The organism is Polaromonas sp. P3_A5, assembly GCF_056403055.1.
The window spans coordinates 1,441,815-1,464,543 of the sequence record NZ_JBFUGF010000001.1 but is presented as its reverse complement, the minus strand read 5'-3'; the positions used below and the strand labels follow the sequence as shown (position 1 = coordinate 1,464,543).

Annotated in this window: 22 protein-coding genes; 10 read left to right on the top strand and 12 right to left on the bottom strand. The window is 63.2% G+C overall.

Annotated features, from left to right (window positions below):
• Positions 1-7: 7 nt before the first annotated feature.
• A complete protein-coding gene (locus tag AC1DU8_RS07070; RefSeq protein WP_477689351.1) occupies positions 8-1,195 on the bottom strand; it encodes an efflux RND transporter periplasmic adaptor subunit in 1,188 nt (395 codons plus the stop codon).
• 134 nt (positions 1,196-1,329) lie between these two features.
• Here AC1DU8_RS07070 and hpnC point away from each other — a divergent pair, with 134 nt between their 5' ends.
• The 4 genes from hpnC (at position 1,330) to hpnE (ending at position 5,293) form a co-directional block, all read left to right on the top strand.
• Positions 1,330-2,193: a squalene synthase HpnC gene (hpnC, locus tag AC1DU8_RS07065; RefSeq protein ID WP_477689350.1), complete on the top strand. Its 864-nt coding sequence runs from the start codon at positions 1,330-1,332 to the stop codon at positions 2,191-2,193.
• A gap of 60 nt (positions 2,194-2,253) precedes the next feature.
• Complete coding sequence (locus AC1DU8_RS07060; protein ID WP_477726585.1) at positions 2,254-2,988, top strand: hypothetical protein; 735 nt, start codon at positions 2,254-2,256, stop codon at positions 2,986-2,988.
• A gap of 39 nt (positions 2,989-3,027) precedes the next feature.
• A complete protein-coding gene (hpnD, locus tag AC1DU8_RS07055; RefSeq protein WP_477665732.1) occupies positions 3,028-3,870 on the top strand; it encodes a presqualene diphosphate synthase HpnD in 843 nt (280 codons plus the stop codon).
• Positions 3,871-4,021: 151 nt separating this feature from the next.
• Entirely contained in the window at positions 4,022-5,293 is a 1,272-nt protein-coding gene (gene hpnE / locus AC1DU8_RS07050; protein WP_477726584.1) for a hydroxysqualene dehydroxylase HpnE, read from the top strand.
• A gap of 95 nt (positions 5,294-5,388) precedes the next feature.
• Here the strand turns inward: hpnE and AC1DU8_RS07045 are convergent, their stop codons facing one another.
• Together AC1DU8_RS07045 and AC1DU8_RS07040 are read right to left on the bottom strand one after the other, a co-directional pair.
• A complete protein-coding gene (locus AC1DU8_RS07045) occupies positions 5,389-6,021 on the bottom strand; it encodes a glutathione S-transferase family protein (protein ID WP_477701947.1) in 633 nt (210 codons plus the stop codon).
• Between the two features lie 28 nt (positions 6,022-6,049).
• Positions 6,050-6,745, bottom strand: coding sequence for an HAD family hydrolase (locus AC1DU8_RS07040; protein WP_457280289.1), 696 nt, complete (start codon positions 6,743-6,745; stop codon positions 6,050-6,052).
• Positions 6,746-6,778: 33 nt separating this feature from the next.
• Between AC1DU8_RS07040 and hemH the strand changes: the two genes are divergently transcribed.
• The gene (gene hemH / locus AC1DU8_RS07035) at positions 6,779-7,909 is read left to right on the top strand and encodes a ferrochelatase (RefSeq protein WP_477726583.1); all 1,131 of its coding nucleotides are present in this window, start codon (positions 6,779-6,781) and stop codon (positions 7,907-7,909) included.
• A 22-nt stretch (positions 7,910-7,931) separates the two neighbouring features.
• Here the strand turns inward: hemH and AC1DU8_RS07030 are convergent, their stop codons facing one another.
• The 5 genes from AC1DU8_RS07030 to AC1DU8_RS07010 form a co-directional block, all read right to left on the bottom strand.
• The gene (locus AC1DU8_RS07030) at positions 7,932-8,927 is read right to left on the bottom strand and encodes a tripartite tricarboxylate transporter substrate-binding protein (protein ID WP_477726582.1); all 996 of its coding nucleotides are present in this window, start codon (positions 8,925-8,927) and stop codon (positions 7,932-7,934) included.
• Positions 8,928-9,088: 161 nt separating this feature from the next.
• Positions 9,089-10,114, bottom strand: coding sequence for a Bug family tripartite tricarboxylate transporter substrate binding protein (locus AC1DU8_RS07025; protein ID WP_477726581.1), 1,026 nt, complete (start codon positions 10,112-10,114; stop codon positions 9,089-9,091).
• A 24-nt stretch (positions 10,115-10,138) separates the two neighbouring features.
• A complete protein-coding gene (locus AC1DU8_RS07020; protein ID WP_457280285.1) occupies positions 10,139-11,644 on the bottom strand; it encodes a tripartite tricarboxylate transporter permease in 1,506 nt (501 codons plus the stop codon).
• Positions 11,644-12,162, bottom strand: a complete 519-nt coding sequence (locus AC1DU8_RS07015) for a tripartite tricarboxylate transporter TctB family protein (RefSeq protein ID WP_457280284.1) — start codon at positions 12,160-12,162, stop codon at positions 11,644-11,646. The genes AC1DU8_RS07020 and AC1DU8_RS07015 overlap by 1 nt, the downstream gene beginning before the upstream one ends.
• Positions 12,163-12,307: 145 nt before the next feature.
• Positions 12,308-13,267 carry a Bug family tripartite tricarboxylate transporter substrate binding protein gene (locus tag AC1DU8_RS07010; RefSeq protein ID WP_457280283.1) on the bottom strand — a complete coding sequence of 320 codons (960 nt, stop codon included), beginning with the start codon at positions 13,265-13,267 and terminating at the stop codon, positions 12,308-12,310.
• Positions 13,268-13,675: 408 nt separating this feature from the next.
• Between AC1DU8_RS07010 and AC1DU8_RS07005 the strand changes: the two genes are divergently transcribed.
• From AC1DU8_RS07005 to AC1DU8_RS06995, 3 genes are all read left to right on the top strand, one after another.
• The gene (locus AC1DU8_RS07005) at positions 13,676-14,374 is read left to right on the top strand and encodes a response regulator (RefSeq protein WP_477689345.1); all 699 of its coding nucleotides are present in this window, start codon (positions 13,676-13,678) and stop codon (positions 14,372-14,374) included.
• Positions 14,371-15,834 carry a sensor histidine kinase gene (locus AC1DU8_RS07000; RefSeq protein ID WP_477701949.1) on the top strand — a complete coding sequence of 488 codons (1,464 nt, stop codon included), beginning with the start codon at positions 14,371-14,373 and terminating at the stop codon, positions 15,832-15,834. Before AC1DU8_RS07005 ends, AC1DU8_RS07000 begins: the two co-directional genes overlap by 4 nt.
• A gap of 71 nt (positions 15,835-15,905) precedes the next feature.
• On the top strand, positions 15,906-16,307 hold the full coding sequence (locus AC1DU8_RS06995) for an RNA-binding S4 domain-containing protein (protein WP_477726580.1): 402 nt from the start codon (positions 15,906-15,908) through the stop codon (positions 16,305-16,307).
• A gap of 126 nt (positions 16,308-16,433) precedes the next feature.
• On the opposite strand, the gene AC1DU8_RS06990 is transcribed toward AC1DU8_RS06995, so the two are convergent.
• Positions 16,434-17,192, bottom strand: a complete 759-nt coding sequence (locus AC1DU8_RS06990; protein ID WP_457280279.1) for an aspartate/glutamate racemase family protein — start codon at positions 17,190-17,192, stop codon at positions 16,434-16,436.
• A 161-nt stretch (positions 17,193-17,353) separates the two neighbouring features.
• Complete coding sequence (locus AC1DU8_RS06985; RefSeq protein WP_457280278.1) at positions 17,354-18,247, bottom strand: transporter substrate-binding domain-containing protein; 894 nt, start codon at positions 18,245-18,247, stop codon at positions 17,354-17,356.
• A 254-nt stretch (positions 18,248-18,501) separates the two neighbouring features.
• Here AC1DU8_RS06985 and AC1DU8_RS06980 point away from each other — a divergent pair, with 254 nt between their 5' ends.
• Positions 18,502-19,713, top strand: coding sequence for a D-amino acid dehydrogenase (locus AC1DU8_RS06980; protein ID WP_477665726.1), 1,212 nt, complete (start codon positions 18,502-18,504; stop codon positions 19,711-19,713).
• Between the two features lie 3 nt (positions 19,714-19,716).
• Here the strand turns inward: AC1DU8_RS06980 and AC1DU8_RS06975 are convergent, their stop codons facing one another.
• Positions 19,717-20,640: a LysR family transcriptional regulator gene (locus tag AC1DU8_RS06975; protein ID WP_477726579.1), complete on the bottom strand. Its 924-nt coding sequence runs from the start codon at positions 20,638-20,640 to the stop codon at positions 19,717-19,719.
• Positions 20,641-20,693: 53 nt separating this feature from the next.
• The gene (locus AC1DU8_RS06970; RefSeq protein ID WP_457280275.1) at positions 20,694-21,557 is read right to left on the bottom strand and encodes a LysR substrate-binding domain-containing protein; all 864 of its coding nucleotides are present in this window, start codon (positions 21,555-21,557) and stop codon (positions 20,694-20,696) included.
• A 109-nt stretch (positions 21,558-21,666) separates the two neighbouring features.
• On the opposite strand from AC1DU8_RS06970, the gene bla reads away from it, so the two are divergent.
• A complete protein-coding gene (gene bla, locus AC1DU8_RS06965) occupies positions 21,667-22,575 on the top strand; it encodes a class A beta-lactamase (protein ID WP_477726578.1) in 909 nt (302 codons plus the stop codon).
• Positions 22,576-22,729: the final 154 nt, after the last annotated feature.

Genomic DNA, 22,729 nt, shown 5'->3' with positions numbered 1-22,729 from the left:
GCCGCCCTCACTTCGCAGCAGAAGCTGCGGAAACGGCAGCCGGCACCGTGACAGGGGCCGCGGGCACCACAGGTGTTGCTACGGAATTAATAGCTGTTTGCGCAGGACTGGCACCGGCTACAGCCACACTCGGCTGGTAAATACTGACTTTCTGGCCCGGTGAGAGCACATGCACGCCGGCGCTGACCACCATCATCCCGGGCTGCAGCCCGGAAGCCACCACCACGTCGTTGCCGTCTGCCGTGGCAACCTGAATGAGTTGCGGCTTGACGGTCATGGTGGCCTTGTCAACCACCCATACCGCCGTGGCCTTGCCTTCCTGGCGCAGCGCCGTTGTCGGCAGCTTGATGACCGGCGCGCCGACCACGCTGCCGGCCTGCGGCACCACATACACCGTGGCGCCCAGCGGCGGCGGTTCTTTCGCGTCAACAGAAACCTTGACGGTGTAGGTCCGCGTGACGGGGTCGTTGCTGGCCGCCACTTCGCGCACTTTTCCGGTCAATTCGGCGGTCTGGGACCACACGCGGATACTGACCGGCGAGCCGACCTTGATCGCCGCCACCTTGTCTTCGGGCACAGAGAACACCACATCACGCACACCATCCGCTGCAATCCGCACCACCGGCGCGCCGGCCGTCACGACCTGGCCCGGCTCGGCCTCGATGGCGGTGACGACACCTGACACGTCGGCGACCAGCGCCGCGTAGTTTGCCTGGTTGCCCTGCACTGCCAGCTGGGACTGGGCTTGCTCCAGTTGCGCCTGGGCCGCCTTCAGCGTGGTTTCACGGCGCTCAAGCTCGGCACCGCTGATGAAGTTCTGCTCTTTCAGCTCCCTGTAGCGCTTGAAATCGGCAGCAGCAAGGTCGCGGTTGGTGGCCGCAGCTGCCACCTGCGCACGGGCTGCATCGGCCGCGAGCTTGTAATCCTGGGGATCGAGGTTGGCAAGCACTTGCCCGGCCTTGACGCGCTGGCCCAGTTCAGCCTGCCGCTTGATGATCTTCCCCGCAACCCGAAAGCCGAGCCTCGATTCCACCTGGGCGCGGACCTCGCCGGCATATTCGTGGCTCGATGAAAAGGCGTTGGTCCCGACAGTGACCACCTTGACGGCGCGAACCGGCTCTTCTGGCGGGGCGGGTTTGGAACAGGCTGCCAGCAGGACGGCGGCGCCCACCAGGGAGAAAACGGTTTTGTTCATGATCTGATCGGGATGAAACCCGCTTGGATGGCAGGGTAAAAAATGAGCCTGGAAAAGAGTCAGGAAGCTGCTACTGACTGACCGGTTAGTAATCTAGGGTAATTGCCAGGGCTTGTCAAGCGACAATCGCCCGCATGACCCAAGGCTCCCAATCGCCAGCCACCCTGACGCCGTCTCTGCAGGGTGTGGCGCACTATGAAAACTTCCCGGTGGCTTCGCTGCTGTGCCCACCGCGCCTGCGCCCGCCCATCGCGGCGATTTACTGGTTTGCCCGCACGGCGGATGACATGGCCGATGAAGGCGATGCCCCGCCGCAAGCACGCCTGGATGACCTGGCGGCCTACCGCGCCGACCTGGTGGCCGCCTCCACAGGCCTGGCGCCCTCGTCTCGCTGGGCGCCGGTGTTTGCACAGCTGGCGCCCATGATGGCGGAATTCCAGCTGCCGGTAAACCTGCTGGCTGACTTACTCAGCGCTTTTGAGCAGGACGTCGTCAAGCAGCGTTATGCCGATGAGGCCGAACTGGCCCATTACTGCAACCGCTCGGCCAATCCCGTGGGCCGGCTGCTGCTGCACCTGTACGGCATCCATGACGCCGCCTCGCTGCACATGAGCGACTGCATTTGCACCGCCCTGCAGCTCATCAACTTCTGGCAAGACCTCAGCGTGGACATTCCGCGCGGCCGTATTTACCTGCCGGCCGATGCCTGGGCCCGCCACGGCGTTGACGAAGCGCAGCTGCTGGCGCTGGATGTCAACCCCTCTACTATCAATTTGATAGCTGCTTGCGCACGCTCTGCAAGGGCCACGATGCTAAAAGGCTTGCCACTCACGAAAAGAATACCGGGCCGCGGCGGCTGGGAGTTGCGCCTGGTGGTGCAAGGCGGCTTGCGCATCCTTGAGAAGATCGAGTCCCAGGGATTCAATACCCTGCAGCGGCGCCCCAAGCTGGGCCCCCGGGATGTGCTGGTGATGGGCTGGCGTGCGCTGTTCATGTAGGCAAACAACCGGATCTCACCGGGGACGGACAGATCCATCAACAAACCCACAGAAAGCCACATGGCAACGCCACCGGTAAAACTGCCGCCCTCGGGCCTCTATCGCGCGCTGGTGTGGGGCCTCTTTCTCTTTTGCATCAGCTTCGCGCTGATCGGCGGCGTCATTGCAGAGCAGGCCCTGGCCGCCCTCAATTGCCAATTCCATGCAGACCCGCGAGCCGGAACGTGTTCCTTCCTCCAGAACGCGTTGGCCTCAAGGCTCACACCCTTTTTGTCTGCAGAGACGCCGCTGGACTACCCCTTCATGCTGCTGCGCAGTTTCTGGGGGCTCATCCTGGCCTGGCTGGTTGCCATCGGCTGGAGCCGCCATGCCGCCCAGAACCCCCGCAAGCCCGTGACCACTTCGCGTGCGCCTGTCCCGGCAGCAATTTCCTTCCGGCGGGCCTTGCACCGTTTTCTGCAATCCAGCTTCTGGATTCTGCTGCTGGGGTTGATTGCGTTTTGCATCGCCTTCGGCACGCCCTTCCTGAGCACGTATGTATCGCGCGAAATACTGCAGGCCCTCGGATGCAATCCGGGCAGCTTCGATCCCCTGGTATCGGCCTGCATGTCCAGGCCTGGTTTCTGGACACCGCGGCTGCAGCCGTTCCTGCTGCCCTTGCTGGGTCAATTAGGCTCTCCGCTCTGGCTCTTCTGGCAATTCGGCGATGTATTGATCGTCTGGGTCGTCCTGATTGCCTTGGTGCTTGCGCTGAAGCTTTACGTCGCCGAACGCACTGCCCCCAAAGCATCCTGATACCCATCCGGCCAACAAGTCCCATGTGACAATTACCGTATGACGCCTGAGCAATATGTCCAGCAAAAAGCCGCCGCATCCGGCAGCAGTTTCTATTACGCCTTCCTGTTTTTACCCAAGGAACGGCGCGCCGCCATCACCGCGTTCTACGCCTTTTGCCGCGAAATCGACGACGTCGTCGACGAAATCACCGACCCCGGTGTAGCGCGCACCAAGCTCGCCTGGTGGCAAGGCGAAGTGCTAAACGCCTATGCCGGCACCCCGACGCATCCGGTGATGAAAGCGCTGATGCCGCACGCCCCAACTTACCGCATCGAAGCGCGCCACCTGCAGGCTGTCATCGACGGCTGCCAGATGGACCTGGAGCAGAACCGCTACCTGGATTTTCCCGGCCTGCGGCAGTATTGCCACCTGGTGGCCGGCATCGTGGGCGAAGTGGCGGCGCGCATCTTCGGCCAGACCGACGAAGCCACCACCGCCTACGCGCACAAGCTCGGCCTGGCGTTCCAGCTCACCAATATCATCCGGGACGTCGGCGAAGACGCGATGCGCGGCCGCATCTACCTGCCCGTCAACGAGCTGCAGCAATTTGACGTGAAGGCGCATGAGGTCCTCAAGCGCCAGTACTCCGACCGCTTCAGCGCGCTGATGAAATTCCAGACCGACCGCGCGCTGGCACTTTACGACGAAGCGCTGGCCATGCTGCCCGAAGCCGACCGCCGCGCCCAGAAACCCGGCCTCATGATGGCCAGCATCTACCGCACCCTGCTGCGCGAAATCGCCGCCGACGGCTACCAGGTGCTGCACCAGCGCGTCAGCCTCACACCGCTGCGCAAATTCTGGTTAGCGTGGAAGACCCAGGCCTTCGGCAAAATCCAATGAGCCCCCACGCTCCCCACTTCGTGTGGTTCGCTGCCCCCCGCGGGGGCGCTGCGCCTGCGGCCTGGCAAAGCCAGTTCCGCGGCCCCGGCTTGCACATAGCTCCTGTGCTCGCTCACCGCGCCTGTTCTCCGTTGCTGCCAGCGTGCAGGCCATGAGAGTCGCCGTGATCGGCGCCGGCTGGGCCGGCTGCGCTGCTGCCGTGGAGGCCACGCGGCTGGGCTATCAGGTCACGTTGTTTGAAACCACCCGTGTCGCCGGCGGACGTGCACGCCGCGTTGGCGGCACTGTGGCAGGCAAGCCGGTCGTGCTCGACAACGGCCAGCATATCCTGATCGGCGCTTATACCGAAACGCTGCGCCTGATGAAGGACCTGGGTGTCGACGCAGAAACTTCCTTGCTACGGCTGCCGCTGACATTGCGGTTTCCGGACGGGAGCGGCCTGAAGCTTCCGCAACTGCCGGCCCCCCTCGATGCGCTGGCCGGCATCCTCCTGGCGCGCGGCTGGTCCTGGGCCGACAAACTTTCGATGCTCAAGGTCGCCGTTGGCTGGCAGCTCGCGAAATTCAAGTGCGACCCCGGCGTGTCGGTGGCAGACCTGTGCCGCAGCCTGTCACCCGGTGCCATGGCCTCATTGATCGAGCCCCTCTGCGTCTCGGCGCTGAACACCCCTGCAGAGCGGGCCAGCGGCCAGGTTTTCCTGCGCGTTATGCACGACTCGCTGTTTTCGGAAAGCGGCGGTTCCAACCTCTTGCTGCCCCGCACCGACCTCAGCGCGCTGCTGCCCGACGCCGCCCTGCGCTGGCTGGCGGCCCAGGGCAGCACCGTGCGGCTGGGCGCCCGCGTGCAATCCATTGCGCCCCTCGGTTCCAGCTGGGTGGTCAACACCGACATCAGCGCAGCCTTCGACTGCGTGGTGCTGGCCTGCCCGCCCCATGAAGCGGCGCGGCTTGTGGAAAGCAGCGGCCTGCAACCAGGCGACTGGCTGGCACAGGTGAAAGGCCTTCAACACGAAGCGCTGACCACGGTCTACGCCTGGGCGGCAGGCGTGCGCCTTGAGCAGCCCATGCTGTCCTTACGCGCCGATGCGACCGCACCCGCGCAATTTGTGTTCGACCGCGGGCAACTGGGCGGTTCCACCGGTCTGCTGGCTTTTGTGATCAGCGCCAGCACCGGCGACGGCGCGACGCTGGCGGCACAGGTACTGGCGCAGGCGGCACAGCAGCTGGGCCTGGGCACCTTGCAGGAGGTGCAAACCATCGTGGAAAAGCGCGCGACTTTTGCCTGCACGCCGGGCCTGCTGCGCCCGGCAATCGACGTAGCACCAGGTCTTTATGCCTGTGGCGACTACATCGCCGGGCCTTATCCGGCCACGCTGGAAGGCGCCGTGCGCTCGGGGCTGGAAGCGGCGCAGCGCCTGCATTGATCTGCCCCGGCACATCCGCGCTCCGCGGTCATTGCGGCCACGTCACCCGTATTGCTATCAATTAAATAGCTGTTTGCGCAAAGCCACAAAGGGTTTCAGGCACTTTTCGCCATCAATCTCACTGCACGGTACGCCGGACGCGCAAGACAGCGCTTGAGCCACTCGTCCACTGCCGGGCATTGCGCCATCAGACCGGCAGCACCCTGAATCCACGCCAGCACGGAAGCCACGCAGATATCGGCCGCCGTAAAGCGTTCACCCGCCAGGTAGCTGCGCGACTGCAAATGCTGCTCAAGCACCCGCAGTGGGCCCAGCAGATGCCGCTCGGCGTCCTCGGCCAACTGGGGCTTGCGGCGCTCTGCCGGCATCATGATGCGATGCATCAGGAACGCCAGGGCGTCTTTTTCGCACTCGGTCACCACCCAGAAGCTCCAGCGCAGGATGTCTGCCTGCTCCGCAGGGTTCTGTGCGGCAAGGCCTGGCGCATCGTTTTTTTTGAATCGCTCGGCCAGGTAAAGCACGCAGGCCATGGACTCCCAGACCAGAACCCCATCGTCGTCCACTACCGGGATGCGGCCGTTCGGGTTGATGGCGAGAAATTCCGGCGTGCGCGTGGCGCCACCCACATACGGCAACGCAACGTGCTCATAGGCCAGGCCCATTTCCTGCGCCGCCCACAGGGGGCGCGCTGCGCGTGAGGCAGCTGTGCCGTAGATTTTGAGTGTCATGGAAAGCGCCTCCTGAAAGTCAACCCGTTCAGCGCGGGAACAAATCGCACAGCTCGGTCAGCGTGGTCACTGTTTCGTGCGGCACCGCGGGGTGTGCCCACATCTGGTCGGAGCGATTCACCCACACCGTCTGCATGCCGCAATTAAGCGCGCCCAGCACGTCCAGCGTGGCGTCGTCACCCACATGCAATACTTCTTGGGGCTGCACCTCCACGGCCCCAGCTGCCGCATGAAAAATGCGCGGGTCGGGCTTGCCCACACCGAACTGCTGGGCGCTGATGGCCGCCCTGAAATACCGGCCGATGCCGATTCGTTCGACGTCCGCGTTGCCGTTGGAAACCGCCACCAGCGGGTAACGCCCGGACAGGAATTCCAGCGCCAGCACCGCGTCTTCAAACAAGGTGACCCTGTTGCGTTCTTCAAAGAAGACGTTGAACGCGGCTTCCGCCAGCAACGGGTCTTCGCCGGAGCGGTACAGCGCCACCCGTATCGCCTCACGGCGTATCGCGCTCAGGTTGTACTTGAGCTCCGGGCGCGAGCGTGTGACGTGCTCCCGGATCTCATGGCGCGCCGCCGGATTGGAAAACAGCGCCGCGGTCATCGGTGCATGCTGGCTGAGCCAGTCGTCCAGTGCTTTCTCGGCCCTTTCAATGGCAGGCCAGATGGGCCACAGGGTGTCATCGAGGTCAAGTGTGATGGCTTTTATGGTGGACAGGTCAAGCATAGGCAGCGTCAATGGGATAGGCGAGAATAACCCATGTCTTTTCGCTCGCGCATCCTCACACCTTTCAACCCCGAGCCCCCCTTCACGCACGGTGCAGCGCCGGCCACACCCACGGCCTGCGGCACGGCGGTCCTGCTCTGCAACCTGGGTACGCCCGATGAGGCGACGGCACCGGCATTGCGCCGTTACCTTGCGGAGTTTTTAAGCGACCCGCGCGTGGTGGAGATCCCCAGAGCGCTCTGGTGGCTGATCCTGCACGGCGTCATCCTGCGCGTGCGGCCCAAAAAGTCTGCGGCGAAATACGCCAGCATCTGGATGAAGGAAGGCTCGCCGCTGCGGGTGTGGACACAAAAACAGGCCGTCATGCTGCGCGGTTACCTGGCAGTGCGCGGACTGCCCGTCGAGGTGCGTTACGCCATGCGTTACGGCCATCCATCCATTGCCTCGCAGCTTGATCAGCTCAAGGCCGACGGCGTCACGCGCGTTCTCATACTGCCGGCCTATCCACAATACAGCGGCACCACCACGGCCAGCGTTTTTGATGCGGTCTACGCCTGGGCGGCGCGCATACGCCGCATCCCCGAGTTCCGCTTTGTCAACCACTACCACGATCATCCCGGCTATATCAGCGCGCTGGCGGCCCGCGTGCGCGAACACTGGCGCACTGCCGGGCGCGGCGAGCAGCTGGTCATGAGCTTTCACGGGGTGCCCGAACGCACGTTGAAGCTGGGGGACCCGTATCACTGCGAATGCCATAAAACCGCCCGGCTGCTGGCCACCCAGCTGGGGCTGCAGCCCACACAGTACAAGGTGACCTTCCAGTCGCGCTTTGGCAAGGCCAAATGGCTTGAGCCGTATACCGAGCCCACACTGGTGGCCCTGGCCAAGACAGGTGTCGGGCGGGTCGATGTAATTTGCCCCGGCTTTACCGGCGACTGCCTCGAAACGCTGGAAGAAATCAACATGGAAGCCCGCGAAGCTTTCCTGCATGCCGGCGGCAAGGAGTTCAGCTACATCCCCTGCCTGAACGACAGCCATGAATGGCTTGCGGGGCTTGCCGAGCTGGCGCAGCAGCATCTTTCAGGCTGGCCGGCAGCCGGTGCAGAAGCTGCGGAATTGACCAGCACACGCCAGCGCGCGCGGGCCTTGGGCGCCACCCAATAAGCCGTATTCCTTGCGGTGGCTATCAAGCCTTGAGCTTGAGCAGCTGCATCACTAGCTGTGTAGTCTTGGTATCAAAGTCGATAAAGTTGGTGAGGTCGGCCCCGGACAGCCAGGACTGTTCCCAATAACTTTCCTTGAGCGTTTTTTTCCACAGCTCGTAGGCCAGCGACGCCTTGATGCCTTCAACCATCTCCGACTGGCGCGCGGGCGTGACGCCCTGGCCGGTGAAGACGGCCCGCCAGTTCGCCATGTCCAGGTCCAGCCCCTGCTCCCGCACGGACCGCACACCGTAGCTTGTCTTCTTGGATGACACACCCACCGCGCGCAGCTTGCCGCTCGCCAGTTCTGCGCTGAAAGTTCCGTATCCGGAAACGCCGGCCACCGCCTTGCCGGTCAATACCGCATCCACCAGCTCAAAATTGCGGGCAAAGGGCAGGTACACCGGGTCTTCAGGGCGGCTACCGGCCGACTTGGCCAGCAGGCCGGCAAACACGTGGTCCACACCCCCAACAGAACCAATCGCCATGGGCGTCAGCCTGGGGCTGGTGCGCAGGCGCTCGGCCAGTTCGTTGACGGTCTTGATGGGCGAGTTGCCGGCGACCACCACCACCAGGTAGTCGCTGGTCAGGCGGGCCACCGGGCGGAGCCGGGTCAGGTCCACGGCTGGTTTTTGCAAAGCCACTGCGCCGACCAGGTTGCTGTCGCCCATGAAAAGCGCATTGGGATCGGATCCGTACTTGCCCGCATACCAGGCCAGCCCTGTGGTGCCGCCGTGCCCCTCCTTGTTTTCGTATTCGATCTCGTCGCTCAGGCCCAGGCCAACCAGGGCATCGCCGAGGGCACGGCCCGCTTCGTCCAGCGTGCTGCGCGAGGCGGCTGGTATGACGATGCGCAACCTGGGCGCAAGCTTGCCCTTCACGGCAGCCTGTGCCCACAAGGGTGCAGGGACAACGCCGGCGGCAGCTGCGCCCAGGCAGGAGAGCCCACCGAGAAAAATACGTCGTCGAACAGTCGGCATGAGATTCTCCAGCGGTGGTGGCATGTATCAGGCAGCAGGCCGGCATGCGCCGGTTTCCCCAACAGGTACAGCACTTTCCATGCCATCCATCAGATGGACGCCGGAGAAAGAAAAGGGGTGACCCACGCGGCCGCCCCTTCCGAAAACCCTGCCGCAGAGCGTCAGGCTTTGAGCTTGAGCAGGTGCACCATGACTCGCGAGGTCGTCAGGTCAAAGTCAATGAAGCTGGTAAAACCGGGTCCCGAGAGCAGCGAAGAATCCCAGTGGTTCTGCTTCAGTGTTTTTTGCCAGGACTCATACCCTGCGGCTGCTTTCACCGCTTCGACCATTTCGGCCTGGCGGGCGGGTGCCACGTTTTGGCCGGTAAACACGCCACGCCAGTTGGCCATGTCCACATCGAGCCCCTGCTCGCGAATCGAGGGAATGCCAAAAACCGTGCGCTTGGACGACACGCCAATGGCACGCAATTTCCCGCTGGCGAGTTCATCGCTGAACTCGCTGTAGCCCGATATGCCGGCCACTGCCTTGCCACCCAGCACGGCCTGCACCACCTCGGCACCGCCGGCGAAAGGCAAATACACCAGTTCTTCCGGTTTGCTTTGGGAGGCTCGGGTCAGCACCCCCGCAAACACGTGATCCACACCACCGGCCGACCCCCCGGCGATCGGCACGTCTTTGGGGTTGGTGCGCAGCCGGCTGGCAAGATCGGCAACGGTACGGATCGGCGAGCTGGCAGCCACCACCACCACGAGGTAGTCACTGGTCAGGCGGGCTATCGGCTGGATGCGAGTCATGTCGACCGCGGGTTTTTGCAAGGCAACCGCGCCCACCATGACCATACCGCCCATCAACAGGGTGTTGGGATCGTTGCCGTACTTTTCGGCGTAATAGGCCAGGCCGATGGTGCCGCCCTTGCCGCCCTTGTTTTCGTATTCGATCTCGTCAGCGGCACCGACACCCAGCAAGGCCGTACCCAACGCACGGCCGGTCTGGTCCCAGCCCCCGCCGGCGTTGGCCGGTATCACGATGCGCAGTTTCGAAGCAAGTTTGGCGGCTTTGCCTTTTGGAGAAGCGACAGCTGCCGGCGCCTTGGCGGATTGCGCCAAGGCGGGGAATGTACTGCCCAATGTGGTCAGGCCCAACCCGGCGAGCCCACCCAATGCGGTGCGTCGTTTGATGTTCAGCATGTCATCTCCTTTTAGTAATAAAACTCAACTTGCAGGTTTTTTCGCCTTCCAGTATTTAGCCATACGCGGAAGCACCAGCACCGCAACCACAATCACGACCAGCGTGATCGACATGGGGCGCTGGAAAAACACGGCGGGGCTGCCTTCGCCAATCGACATGGCATTGCGCAATTGAGCCTCAGCCAGCGGGCCAAGGATCATGCCCACCACCACAGGGGCGGTCGGAAAGTCAAAGCGTCGCATCAGCACACCGAGCAGGCCGATGGCGTACAGCAAAAAGAGGTCGAATGCACTTTGCCGCATGCCGTATGCGCCCACCGTCGCAAAAATCAGGATGCCCGCGTACAGCTGCGGTTTGGGAATTTTCAGCAGTTTGACCCACAGGCCCACCATGGGCAGGTTCAGCACCAGCAGCATCACGTTGCCGATGTAAAGCGAAGCAATCAGCGCCCACACCAGGGCGGCTGACGTGGTGAACAGTTGCGGACCGGGCTGGATGCCGTAGTTCTGGAACGCGCCCAGCAAGATCGCCGTGGTGTTGGAGGTCGGTATGCCCAACGTGAGCAGCGGGATCAGCGCAGCCGTCACGGTCGCATTGTTGGCAGCCTCGGGGCCGGCCACGCCTTCGATGGCGCCTTTGGTGCCGAACTCCGCACTGTGCGGCTGGTTTTGGGCCAGCTTCTTTTCCGTTGCATAGCTCAGGAAGGTCGGGATCTCGGTGCCGCCCGCCGGGATGCACCCGAAGGGCGTGCCGATGGCCGTGCCACGCAACCAGGCGGGGATCGACCGCTTCCAGTCCGCCTTGGTCATGTGCACGCGGCTGAGCTTGTTCTGCTCTTCCACCATGCGGCCTTCATACAGCACCCCATAGAGCACTTCGGCAACCGCAAAGAGGCCCACCGCCACCAACACGATTTCAATGCCGTCCAGCAGTTCCGGGATGCCGCCGGTATAGCGCCCCTGGCCGGAGATCTGGTCGAGTCCCACGCAGCCTGCGGCCAGGCCGACCAGCAGCGCCGTCATTCCGCGCAAGGTGCTTTTGCCCAACACCGCACTCACCGTGGTGAAGGCCAGCAGCATCAAGAGGAAGTATTCCGGTGGACCCAGCTTGACTGCGAACTCGGCCACAAAAGGCGCAAACAGCGTGACGATGACGGTGGCAATGGTGCCTGCCACAAACGAGCCGATAGCAGCCGTGGCCAGTGCCGCGCCCGCGCGCCCGCTCTTGGCCATCTTGTTACCCTCCATGGCCGTCACCATGCTGGCGGTTTCGCCAGGCGTGTTCAGCAGGATGGACGTGGTCGATCCGCCATACATCGCGCCGTAGTAAATGCCTGAGAAGAAGATCATCGAGGCCGTGATATCGACCTTGCCGGTAATGGGCAGCAGCATCGCCACCGCCACCGCCGGGCCGATGCCGGGCAGCACACCCACCGCTGTGCCGAGAGCACAACCCACCAGACACCAGAGCAAATTAACCGGCGTGATCGCTGTCGCGAAACCCGCCATCAGGGCATTGAAAATATCCATCAGATCCACCCCGTGCTGGTCAGGCCCGGCAGATTAATCGCCAGGAATTTCGTGAACATCCAGAACACCGGCGCGGAAATCGCGAAACCCACCCCAAAATCGGTGACCCAGGTAAGCGGCGCATTGACGCTTGCCTGGCCACCCGCACGGCGCAGGCCTTGCACAGCCAGCAAATAACACAGCGTGCAGCTCAGAATAAAACCGATGGTGGTGATGAGGGCGGCATTAAGCAACAAGCCCGCCGAGACCCATACAAAACCCGGCCAGTAGGCCTGCGCCGCACCCGAAGGCAGGTCCAGGTCCCGAAAGCCGCCACTGCGCGCCTCCCAGATGATGAAGGCGCCACAAATGGCGAGGCCCACCGACACCACCCAGGGCAGGAAATTGGGGCCTACACCGCCATAACCTGCCTCGGAAGAAATGCTGATCGCACCAAAGGCCAGCGCCAGGCCGGTCAGCAGCACACCGGCACCGACCAGAGTTTGCGGCCAGACGGCCGAGGGATCTGAAGTTGTCATCGTTATAGTTCCCGAAAGGCGGGGAAGGTTGGCCAGACATGAGCAGTCTGGGGGCACGCGGGCCTTTCGTCAAATTTTCATCAAATTTGACGGCGCCGCGTGCCGCTGATACGCGAAAGCGTGGGGGGCGTAAAAACGCCGAAGATCAGACCATGCCGGACTTGACCATCGTGGCGCGCAGCGCCGCAAAGTCGTCATCCACGAACTTGGCAAATGCCTCGCCCGTCAGGACTGCGGGAGTCCAGTCGTTCTTCTTGACGGCTTCGGCCCAGGCCGGCGACTTGAGCGCGGCCAGCACCATGTCGGTCAGGGCCTTGCGCTGTGCGTCCGTGATGCCAGGCGCACCGTAGACCCCGCGCCAGTTGCCGATTTCGACGTCAATGCCCTGCTCCTTGAGCGTCGGCACATCCACACCGGGGAGGCGCTTGCCCGAGGTCACGGCAATGGCCTTCATCTTGCCGGCCTTGATGTACTCGGCAAATTCGCTGTAGCCGCTGCCGCCCACAGTGACGTTGCCGCCCAGGATGGCAGCCGTGGCTTCGCCGCCGCCGCGGAAAGCCACATAGTTGATCTTCGAGGGATCGGCACCGACCTTCTGCGCGATCATGGCCGCTGCGATGTGCTCGGTGGAGCCGCGCGAACCGCCGCCCCACTTCACACTGCCGGGGTCTTTCTTGAGCTGCTCGACCACGTCCTTCATGGACTTGAATGGCGAGTTGGCAGGCAGCACAAACACGTTGTATTCGCTGGACAGGCGTGCAATCGGGGTGGCTTGCGACAGGCTGACCGGCGGTTTGCCGGTGATCAGGCCACCCAGCATGACGGCGCCCATCACCATCAGTGCGTTGGGGTCGCCCTTGGAGCCGTTGACGAACTGGGCCAGGCCCAGTGCGCCGGCGGCGCCGCCCTTGTTGTCATAGGTCACGGTATCGGCGGCCTTGGAGTCCGTCAGGGCCTTGCCCAGGGCACGGCCCGTGGTGTCCCATCCGCCGCCGGGATTGGCGGGAATCATCATCTTGACGTTGGCCGCGGCAAAAGCCGGCAGGGGCAAGGCGCCCGCAGCCGCCATGGCTGCCAGGGATTTGAGAAAGGTATCGCGACGCATGAATGTCTCCTTGAAAATAGGATTGTGAAATTGTTGAGCTTGCCGGGCTGGCGAAGGCATCCAGCCGATCACGGGCTTATCATGCGCTTCGTTTCTGTCAAACGGCTGTCCGGAAGCATTGGGGAAAGTGCTAATGTCTAGGGCCTGTTAACACTATGTTTGCAAATGCGAATGGGGTGAGAAAGCCGCCAATCAAGGCGCGTGACGACGCCCAGACCTTCGTCTGGGCTAGGAGCGCAACGCCGAGTGGCGGCTTTCTCACCCCATTCCCTCCGGGTTGCGATCAAAAAAGCCTTGCGCGGCGTTGCAAAGCCTTGACGGGGTCCACCCCGCCTGCGTTTTGCGCCTTGCTCAAGGCCTTTTTGACTCGCAACGCATCTTGCAAACATAGTGTTAACAGGCCCTAACATGTTGCCCCCCATGAAATTGTTACTGATCGAAGACGATGCCTCGATGCAGGCCGCGCTGCAGCGAGCACTGGGCCGCCGCGGCATGGAGGTTTTCAGCTGCACCGACGGCCGCCAGGCGCTGGCGCAATGGACGGACACCCAGCCCGATGTGGTGGTGCTGGACCTCAGCCTTCCCGGGATGGACGGCTTGCAGGTGCTGGAGCAGGCGCGCCTCAAGGGGCTGGCCACACCGGTGCTGATTTTGACCGCACGCGGCACGGTAGGTGACCGCATCATGGGCCTGAACACCGGGGCCGACGACTACCTGCCCAAACCCTTCGACCTCGATGAGCTGGAAGCACGCCTGCGTGCCCTGAGCCGCCGGCGTGCGGCAACCGCCCTTCCCATGGAAAACGACGCCGGCGCACAGATCGTGGGCGAGTTGCGCTATGAAAAAGACAGCGGGGCCATCTACCACCGCGACCAGGTGCTGGAGCTGACGCCCCGTGAACTGGCGCTGTTGCAGGCACTGATCGCCAAACCCGGCCATGCAGTGTCAAAAGAGCGCTTGTTCGAGCTGGTGTTTCCCGGCGAGGCGGACGTGCAATACGAGGCGGTGGAAGTGGTGGTGTACCGCCTGCGCAAGAAACTGGCGCAAACCGGCGTCACGCTGGTCACGCTGCGCGGCCTGGGCTATTTGTTGAAAGTGGATGCATGAGCTCCCCGCAGCCGCGACAGGACGTTCAGGCAGTTCCCCCCGCAGCACCCGAAACAAAACCCGGCGCAAGCGCCATCTCCCTGCGCAGATACCTGCTCATCGGCATTCTTTTGCCGGTGGGCCTGCTGGTAGTGGCCAACACCTTCAGCCTGTACCGGCAGGCATTGGGCGCGGTGAACACGGCTTATGACCGTACGCTGCTGGCTTCTGCCAAATCCATCGGCGAGCAGCTCGATGTTACGGGCTACGACGAGCAGTCCGAGCTGCGCGTCACAGTGCCCTACGCGGCGCTGGAAGCTTTTGAAGCTGACAACCAGAGCCGGCTTTTTTACCGGGTCTCCAGCCTCGGCGGCAGCATGGTGTCCGGTTTTTCGGAGTTGCCGTTCTGGCACGGGCGCATCCCGGCACGGCCCCCCTATTCGGCGCTGGTGGATTTTTATGACGACGTCTTCATGGGCGACGATGTGCGGGTCGCGGTTCTGCTCCAGCCCGTGTCCAGTGCAAAAGGCCGCGCCATGGCGGTAATCCAGGTGGCCGAAACCCTGGAACTGCGCAAAACACTGGCCCGCAAAATCCTGTTCGACACGTTGTGGCGCCAGGCCCTGCTGCTGGCGGTGATCGCCCTGGTGGCGATCGTCGTGGTGCAGCGCGCCACCCGGCCCGTACGGCGCCTCAGCGCCGAGCTGCAGGCCCGTCCCGAAGGCGACCTGACGGCAATTACCGCGCCCGATGCGCCCCGCGAACTTCTGCCGCTGGTGGATGCCACCAACGAGGTCATGGGCCGGCTGCAGCACCTGCTGGACAACCAGAAGCGCTTTGTCCGGGATGCGGCCCACCAGCTGCGCACACCGCTGGCGGTGCTCAAGGTACAGGTGCAATCCGCACTGCGCGGCGACATGGATGCCCGTGACGCGCTGGCGGAAATCAACCAGACGGTGGACCGCGCCACCGTCCTGGCCAACCAGATGCTGGCGCTGGCCAAGGTGGAGCAATTGCGCCAGCAGGCTGACCTGCAGGCCATCGACCTGGCGCAGGTGGTGCGCTCTGTGGCGCTGGACCTCTCGCCCCTGATTGCCGAGAAGGACATCGATTTCGAGATAGAAACCGTGCCGGCGCGCGTCACATCGCATGAATGGATGCTGGGCGAACTCACGCGCAACCTGCTGCACAACGCCATCAAGCATACGCCGGCCGGCGGCACGCTGACGGTGCGCATTGTGCGCGATGCAAGCGTTGTCGCCATGACCATCAGCGACAGCGGGCCGGGGGTGTCGGCAGAGTTGTCGGCGCGGCTCTACCAGCCTTTTTCCGCAGGCAACGTGCGCCACGGCTCCGGGCTGGGCCTGGCCATTTGCCGCGAGATCACCGAAACCATGCATGGCAGCATTACGCTGGAAAACCGCGTCGTACACGGCCGTGTAACGGGCCTGGACGCCACGGTACGCCTGCCCACGACGTGAGAACCTGTTCACGATCCAAACGCGGCGCGATCCTACACAGCGCCCCATGCCTTGGTACAGAATAGGCCCCAATGGACAAATTGCGAATCGACAAGTGGCTGTGGGCCGCCCGCTTCTACAAGACCCGCGCCCTGGCAGTGGAAGAAATTGACAAGGGCCGCGTACGCATCAACGGCATCGAAGCCAAGCCCGCGCGTGAAGTCAAATCCGGCGACACCGTGACACTGCGGCAGGGCCCCTACACCCGTACCCTGATGGTGCGCGGCATCAGCAAGCTGCGAGGCGCAGCGCCGGTGGCCCAGCAGCTCTACGAAGAAACCGAAGAAAGCCTGCACCTCAAAGCCGAGGCCGCCGAGCAGCGCCGGGTGGCAGCCGATCCGGCCGGCAGCCAGGAACATGGACGCCCCACCAAACGCGACCGGCGCACGCTCGACAAGGCCTGGGACAACCGCTGGAGCGCATCAGCCGATTGAGAGACTGGGAAACTGCCCCGTTTTCGCTATCATTTTTATAGCTACTCGCGCACATTCCCATTGGACTAGAGGCCTATTTGATTCAAAAATTGGCTGTTCTGAGCCATGCAGGATGGTGATGAACGCTCAGGCATACGCTCGCTGCGCCAGCGCCCGCGCCAGCAGGGCCGCCGGATCCACCAGTTCAAGTGAATCCATGCCAGGCACCGCGCTGAGTGCCAGCGGAATCTCGGTGCAGCCCAGAACCAGCACTGAAAGACCGTGCCGCCCTGCAAGCGCGCTGGCCACGCCTGCAAAACATTCACGCGCCAAAGCCATGTTGCCGGCTTTCACGCCCTCATAGATGCCGCGCATCAGGCGTTCACGCTCTTCAACGGAAGGAATGTGGCATTGCAGCCCCGCCTGGCGCAAGGCCTGGTCGTAGAGGCCCGCCCGGTACGTACCCTCGGTCGCCAGCAAACCTACTTGCCCTACCCCGCGGCCGGCCAGGTTTTGCGCGACCTCACGCGCCACGTGCAGCACTTCAAGCTGGGGAAAGCGCTCCTGCAATTCGGCGTGCCACGCATGGGCCGTGTTGCACGCCACCGCGACAGTGGTGGCACCTAACGCGGCGAGTTTCCCCATTGCTTGCAACATGGGATCCAGGGGCTGATGGCCGCCCGGCCCCGGTGAACCCAGCGCGTTGCTGCGGTCCGGCACCGGCACCTGGGCCAGCCAGTGCTCGGGAAATGCCTGGTCAGACACGGGAATCTGCAGCGACCGCATGTGATCCGCGCACGCCTGGACAAACAGCCGCGCAAAGTCCGCGCCGGCCGCCGGGCCCATGCCGCCCAGGATGCCGACCACATGGGCTCTGTGCAGGGCCTGTCTTTCAGTGCTGCTCATGGCTCAAACTCCAAAACAAAATTCAAGGCGCGCACCCACCCACTGGCGCCAAAGGCTCCGGGTTGGGGATTTCTGGGGGAGGAGAAGCTGCGGACCCGATCGGGCGCGGCAGCTGTGAAAGCAGGACGGGGAGCGGCGCGCAGGCGCTCCCCGTCTGGTGCTTACATGGCCGGCTTGTCGCTCAGCGCCTTGAGGTTGGCCTTCAGCTCTTCGCTCATCGGCAGGTTCAGGTTCACGCCCTTTGGCGGGATGGGTGAGGTGAACCACTTGGCGTACATCTTGGCAAAGTCGCCGGACTTGATCAGGCGGATGATCGTGCCGTCCACCAGCTTCTTGAACTCAGGGTCGTCCTTGCGCAGCATGCAGGCATAGGGCTCCACCTGCAGCGAATCACCCACCACTTCCAGCGACGCCGGATTCTTGGAGTTGGCCATCAGGCCGAACAACAGGATGTCGTCCATGGCAAAAGCCAGGGCGCGATCGCTCTCGACCAGCAGCAGCGAATCGTCGTGGTCTTTGCCCAGGATGAGCTGCATGTCGAGTTTTTTGTCGGCGCTGTACTTGCGGATCACTTGCGCGTTGGTGGTGCCGGTCGTGCTGGCCACCGTCTTTTTGGCCAGGTCGGCGTAGTTCTTGATGCCGGATGATTTTTTGACCAGCAGGCGGGTGCCGGTATAGAAGTGGTTGATGGCAAATGCCACGTCCTTGCCACGCGCGCTGTTGTTGGTGGTCGAGCCGCACTCGAGGTCGTAGGTGCCGTTGACCAGCAAGGGGATGCGGTTTTGCGAGGTCACGGGCATGTAGGCGACTTCGAGATTGGGTTTTTTCACCTTCTTGCGAATGTCGTCAATGATGGCTTCTGTCAGTTCTGCCGAAAAACCCACCGAGGTTTTGGACCCGATCAGGTAGCTGAAAGGCACCGAAGCTTCGCGATAGGACACGGTGATCTTGTTGCTGTCGGCGATCTTTTTCAGGGTCGGCACCGTTTGCGCGCCGGCAGTGGTGGCCAGGCCGGCTGTCAGCAGCACGGCGGTCATGAGGATAGTGAATTTCATGCTTGTCCTTTCGGGGGGGCGGTGGGTTGGTAGTTTCGGGAAGCTGGCATCGCTAGTGTAGGAACAGCAGCGTCTGGCGTGTCATTCATTTTCGCGGCAAACCCATGACCAAAACTCATGGTTTACCCAGAATCCCTTCGGCCACCCTTCGCAGGAGGGCATAACCACACGTCATGACCCTCGCGCATTCAGCATTGTTCAAACCTGTACCCACTGCGTAAAGTGGCGCTCTTTCAGGGAACAAAGAGGCTTCTATGCATGTGTGTGTGCTCGGTGCAGGAATCGTGGGACTGGCAACCGCCTACAGCTTGCGGCGGGCCGGCCACGAGGTGACAGTGGTGGACCGCGCCAGCCCCGGCAGCGGCGCCAGCGGCGGCAACGGCGCACAACTGAGCTACTCCTACGTGCAGCCGCTGGCAGATCCCGCCATCTGGCGGCAGCTTCCCAAGCTGCTGCTGTCGCCCTCTTCCCCGTTGAAGCTGCGGCCTCGCCTGGATGTGCGCCAGTGGTTGTGGGGCGCGCAGTTTCTGGCGGCCTGCAACAGCAAGACCTCACGCAACACCACCAGCCATTTGCTGTCGCTGGCGGCGCTCAGCCGCCAGTCTTTTGACGCGATGATGGCCGAAGAAAAACTGGATTGCGATTTCTCGGCCACGGGCAAGCTGGTGCTGTACGCCAGCGATGCCGCGTTCGCTGCAGCGCGCCGGCAGATGTTGCTGCAACGTGAACTGGGCAGTACCCAGGAGGCGGTCAGCGCCGACCGCTGCGTGGAGATCGAGCCCGCGCTCAAAAACCGCCACGGACAAATCGCCGGCGCCATCTACACACCAGGCGAGTGTGCGGCCGACTGCCAGAAGACCTGCGATGGCTTGTTCGCGGTGCTGCGCCGGGAAGGCGTGCGCTTCCTGCTGGACACACCCGTCGAGCAACTGGTTGTGCGCGGCAACCTGGTTGCAGCTGTCGCGACGCCGCAAGGCCATCTCGAAGCCGACCGCTATGTGATGGCGATGGGCGCCGGGTCTGCGCGCATGGCACGCACGCTGGGTGTGCACCTTCCGGTCTACCCGCTGAAGGGTTACAGCATCACGGTGGACGTCGCACCTGGCGATGGCGCAGCACCGCAGGTGAGCGTGACCGACAGCGCCCGCAAGGTGGTATTTGCCCGCATCGGTTCGCGCCTGCGCGTGGCAGGCATGGCCGAGCTTTCGGGCTACGACACCGCCGTCGACCCGGCACAGATTGCTTCGCTGAAAGCGTCGACGCAGACAGTGTTTCCGGATTGCAGCCACTTTGAAACCCTGAACCCCTGGGCCGGCATGCGCCCTGCTACTCCCACCGGGCTGCCGGTCATTGGCACGCATGCCAAAGGCCCGGCCAACCTGTTGTTCAACACCGGGCATGGCGCCCTGGGTTTCACCCTGGCGTTCGGCTCTGCGCAGCGCATCAGCCGCATGCTGGAGCGCTGACCTTCAGGCTTTGCGCAACGCGGGAGTTGAAGCGCGCTGCGTCAGGGCTTGCTGAAAACACTTCACAAATGACCGCACGATGACCGAGCCGGGTTTGCCTGCGGGCAACAGCGCATTGATCGGCACCGGGATCAAGGGTTCCAGTTCCAGCAGGTCCACACGCGTCAGATCGGCGGACGCCGCTGTGCACGTGTCAATCACCGCAATGCCCAGCCCGTGGTGGGCCAGCGCCAGCGCCGAATGGTAGGTCTGCACGGTGATATGGAATTCGAGGCCCACCCCTGCCTCGCGGCAGGCCTGGTTGAGGCTGCGGCCCACCGGGTCCATCACGTCAAGCCCGACGACCGGTACCTTGGTGAGGTCCTCAAGCGTGACACTGCCACGCTTGACCAGGCGCCCAGGCAGCATGCCCTTGGGCGCCACGCACACCATGCGGCCGTCGGCCAGGTGTTCCTGTGCCAGCGCCGAATGCGCTGCCGGGCTGAAAAGGAAACCGACATCCCCCTCCTGTAGCGCCAGCGCCGAGATAATTTGCGGCGAATGCAACGCCCGCACGGTAATCGCCACGTCAGCATGCTTGATCCGAAAGAGCTTGATCGCGTGGGGCAGGATTTCGTAGCTGAGCGCCAGCACCGTCAGGATGCGGAGCTCCCTGGCGCTTTCACCCGTCTTGAGGTTGGCCGCCAGGCGCTGCACTTCATCGAGCTGGGCAAACAGCCGCTCGATGTGCGGGTACAGCGTCAAAGCTTCGGAGGTCGGCGTCAGCCGGCCCTTGCTGCGCTGGAAGAGGGCAAAACCCAGCTGCAGCTCGGCATGCTGCAGGATGCGGCTGACGGCGGGCTGGGTGACATTGATCAGGCGGGCCGCCCCGCTGACGCTGCCGGTGAGCATGACCGCGTTGAAGACTTCGATGTGGCGCAGGCGCATGGGTGATTCCGTGGTGCGTGTTCAGGCGGGATGGTGCAGGCTCGGCACAGCAATTATCGTGCGCAGCATGTGCGGGTGATCCAGTCACGAAAAACGCCCATGGCCCCCGTCACGCGCCGGGATTTGAGCCGGGTCAGCCAGTAACTGCCGTTTTCAATTTCCAGTGGAAACGGCCTTGCCAGGCGCCCTTCGTGCAGCTCTCGCGTAAACAGATTCACCGGGAGCAAGGCAACGCCGGCGCCCTGCGCGGCAGCTTCCGCCATGGTCAGGGACGAATCAAACACCGCCCCCCTGACCACCGGGCAGTCCACACCGGCCAGGGCAAACCAGCTCACCCATTCATCGGACCGGTAAGAGCGCAACAGCACCTCACCGGCCAGATCAGCAGGTTCTCGCAGACGGGAAGCCGTTACAGGAGAGCAAACGGGTGACAGCGGCGAGGGAAAAAGCAGGTCGGCTTCGGTGCCGTGCCATGCGCCGTCGCCAAAGCGTATGGCGTAGTCCAGGCCCTCGCCGGCCAGGTCCACGCGGTTGTTGTTGGTGAACAACCTGAAATCAACAAAAGGGTGGACCTGCTGGAACGCCGCCAGACGGGGGATCAGCCAGCCCACGGCAAAAGTCCCGACAGCCCCGACGCTCAGTACCTCCCTAAAGCGGCCATCGCGGAATTGCTCCAGCAACGCGCCGATGCGGCCGAACGATTCCGACAGCGCGGGCAACAGTGCCTGGCCCTCGTCGGTCAGGGCAAGGCCGCGCGGAAGCCGCCGAAACAGGGGAACGCCCATGCGTTCCTCCAGGTTTTTAACGTGCTGGCTGATCGCGGTTTGCGTGACGTTCAGCTCGTCTGCGGCCCGTGTAAAGCTCAGGTGGCGCGCGGACACCTCAAAGGCGCGCAAGGCGTTCAAAGGAAGATGCATCTGTTCAAGCCCAAGATTTACTTATGAGTTGCCTCGATTATTCCCGTTTGCCGGAATTGCAGCCCTTCAATATCGTTACCGTTTTCATACCAACCCGAGAGTAAAAATGATGCAGAGACGACAATTTACCGGCGCACTGGGAAGCTTCATAGCGGCGGGCATGGTTTCAGCTCATGCCCAGAATTTATGGGGTATGAGCGGCGCACCGCAAGCCGCTGATTCAAGTTCGGTCATCGGGCGGCTCAAAGCCCTTGAACGGGAAAGCGGCGGCCGGCTCGGTGTTGCCATCCTCAACACCGGTACCGGCGTGCAGCATGGACACCGCGCGGCGGAACGCTTCCCCCTGTGCAGCACCTTCAAGCTGCTGGCCTCTGCGCTGGTGCTGCACCGGGTAGACACCGGAAAGGAACGGCTGGACCGCCTGCTGCCTGTTGACGGCGCGGCACTGGTTTCCCATTCACCGGTCACCGGGCCAAGAGCCGGTGGCAGCATGTCGCTCGCGGAGTTGTGCGAAGCCACTATCACCGTCAGCGACAACACGGCCGCCAACCTGATGCTGGCCAGCTTCGGCGGGCCCAAGGGCCTGACCGACTACGCGCGCTCGCTCGGTGACCGCATGACACGACTGGATCGCATTGAAACCGCGCTGAATGAAGCCACGCCCGGCGATCCACGCGACACCACTACGCCTGCCGCCATGCTGGGCACCGTGCAAAAAATCGTGCTGGGCAATGCGCTGTCAGACACCTCGCGCCAGCAGATGCGCCAGTGGCTGATCGCCAGCAAGACATCCGACCGGCGATTGCGCGCCCTGCTGCCGCGGGACTGCCTGGTTGGCGACAAGACGGGTACAGGCGCCCATGGCACCACCAACGACATCGGCGTTTTGTGGCCTGCGGGATGCGCGCCTGTGGTGATCACGGTGTATTTGACCGGGAGCCCAAAGCCCCTGGAGGAACGCGAAGCCATCGTGGCAAAGGCCGGTCAATTGGCGGCTTCTTTGGCCACGCCAGCTTGAGAACACGAGACAACATAGTTGGCCGCCTCCGGGCGACTTTTTTGCGTTGCGGGGAAACACATTCTCAAACGGCAACGCTGTCACCAAGGTAAAGAGGTCGGGCATGAGAGCCTGCAGTCTATTGCCGGGGTTTGGCGCTTAACAAAAACGTTGG

Excerpts from the sequence above, each read along its gene's own strand:
- AC1DU8_RS07070 (WP_477689351.1), bottom strand. The coding sequence starts at position 1,195 with ATGAACAAAACCGTTTTCTCCCTGGTGGGCGCCGCCGTCCTGCTGGCA.
- hpnC (WP_477689350.1), top strand. The coding sequence starts at position 1,330 with ATGACCCAAGGCTCCCAATCGCCAGCCACCCTGACGCCGTCTCTGCAG.
- AC1DU8_RS07060 (WP_477726585.1), top strand. The coding sequence starts at position 2,254 with ATGGCAACGCCACCGGTAAAACTGCCGCCCTCGGGCCTCTATCGCGCG.
- hpnD (WP_477665732.1), top strand. The coding sequence starts at position 3,028 with ATGACGCCTGAGCAATATGTCCAGCAAAAAGCCGCCGCATCCGGCAGC.
- hpnE (WP_477726584.1), top strand. The coding sequence starts at position 4,022 with ATGAGAGTCGCCGTGATCGGCGCCGGCTGGGCCGGCTGCGCTGCTGCC.
- AC1DU8_RS07045 (WP_477701947.1), bottom strand. The coding sequence starts at position 6,021 with ATGACACTCAAAATCTACGGCACAGCTGCCTCACGCGCAGCGCGCCCC.
- AC1DU8_RS07040 (WP_457280289.1), bottom strand. The coding sequence starts at position 6,745 with ATGCTTGACCTGTCCACCATAAAAGCCATCACACTTGACCTCGATGAC.
- hemH (WP_477726583.1), top strand. The coding sequence starts at position 6,779 with ATGTCTTTTCGCTCGCGCATCCTCACACCTTTCAACCCCGAGCCCCCC.
- AC1DU8_RS07030 (WP_477726582.1), bottom strand. The coding sequence starts at position 8,927 with ATGCCGACTGTTCGACGACGTATTTTTCTCGGTGGGCTCTCCTGCCTG.
- AC1DU8_RS07025 (WP_477726581.1), bottom strand. The coding sequence starts at position 10,114 with ATGCTGAACATCAAACGACGCACCGCATTGGGTGGGCTCGCCGGGTTG.
- AC1DU8_RS07020 (WP_457280285.1), bottom strand. The coding sequence starts at position 11,644 with ATGGATATTTTCAATGCCCTGATGGCGGGTTTCGCGACAGCGATCACG.
- AC1DU8_RS07015 (WP_457280284.1), bottom strand. The coding sequence starts at position 12,162 with ATGACAACTTCAGATCCCTCGGCCGTCTGGCCGCAAACTCTGGTCGGT.
- AC1DU8_RS07010 (WP_457280283.1), bottom strand. The coding sequence starts at position 13,267 with ATGCGTCGCGATACCTTTCTCAAATCCCTGGCAGCCATGGCGGCTGCG.
- AC1DU8_RS07005 (WP_477689345.1), top strand. The coding sequence starts at position 13,676 with ATGTTGCCCCCCATGAAATTGTTACTGATCGAAGACGATGCCTCGATG.
- AC1DU8_RS07000 (WP_477701949.1), top strand. The coding sequence starts at position 14,371 with ATGAGCTCCCCGCAGCCGCGACAGGACGTTCAGGCAGTTCCCCCCGCA.
- AC1DU8_RS06995 (WP_477726580.1), top strand. The coding sequence starts at position 15,906 with ATGGACAAATTGCGAATCGACAAGTGGCTGTGGGCCGCCCGCTTCTAC.
- AC1DU8_RS06990 (WP_457280279.1), bottom strand. The coding sequence starts at position 17,192 with ATGAGCAGCACTGAAAGACAGGCCCTGCACAGAGCCCATGTGGTCGGC.
- AC1DU8_RS06985 (WP_457280278.1), bottom strand. The coding sequence starts at position 18,247 with ATGAAATTCACTATCCTCATGACCGCCGTGCTGCTGACAGCCGGCCTG.
- AC1DU8_RS06980 (WP_477665726.1), top strand. The coding sequence starts at position 18,502 with ATGCATGTGTGTGTGCTCGGTGCAGGAATCGTGGGACTGGCAACCGCC.
- AC1DU8_RS06975 (WP_477726579.1), bottom strand. The coding sequence starts at position 20,640 with ATGCGCCTGCGCCACATCGAAGTCTTCAACGCGGTCATGCTCACCGGC.
- AC1DU8_RS06970 (WP_457280275.1), bottom strand. The coding sequence starts at position 21,557 with ATGCATCTTCCTTTGAACGCCTTGCGCGCCTTTGAGGTGTCCGCGCGC.
- bla (WP_477726578.1), top strand. The coding sequence starts at position 21,667 with ATGCAGAGACGACAATTTACCGGCGCACTGGGAAGCTTCATAGCGGCG.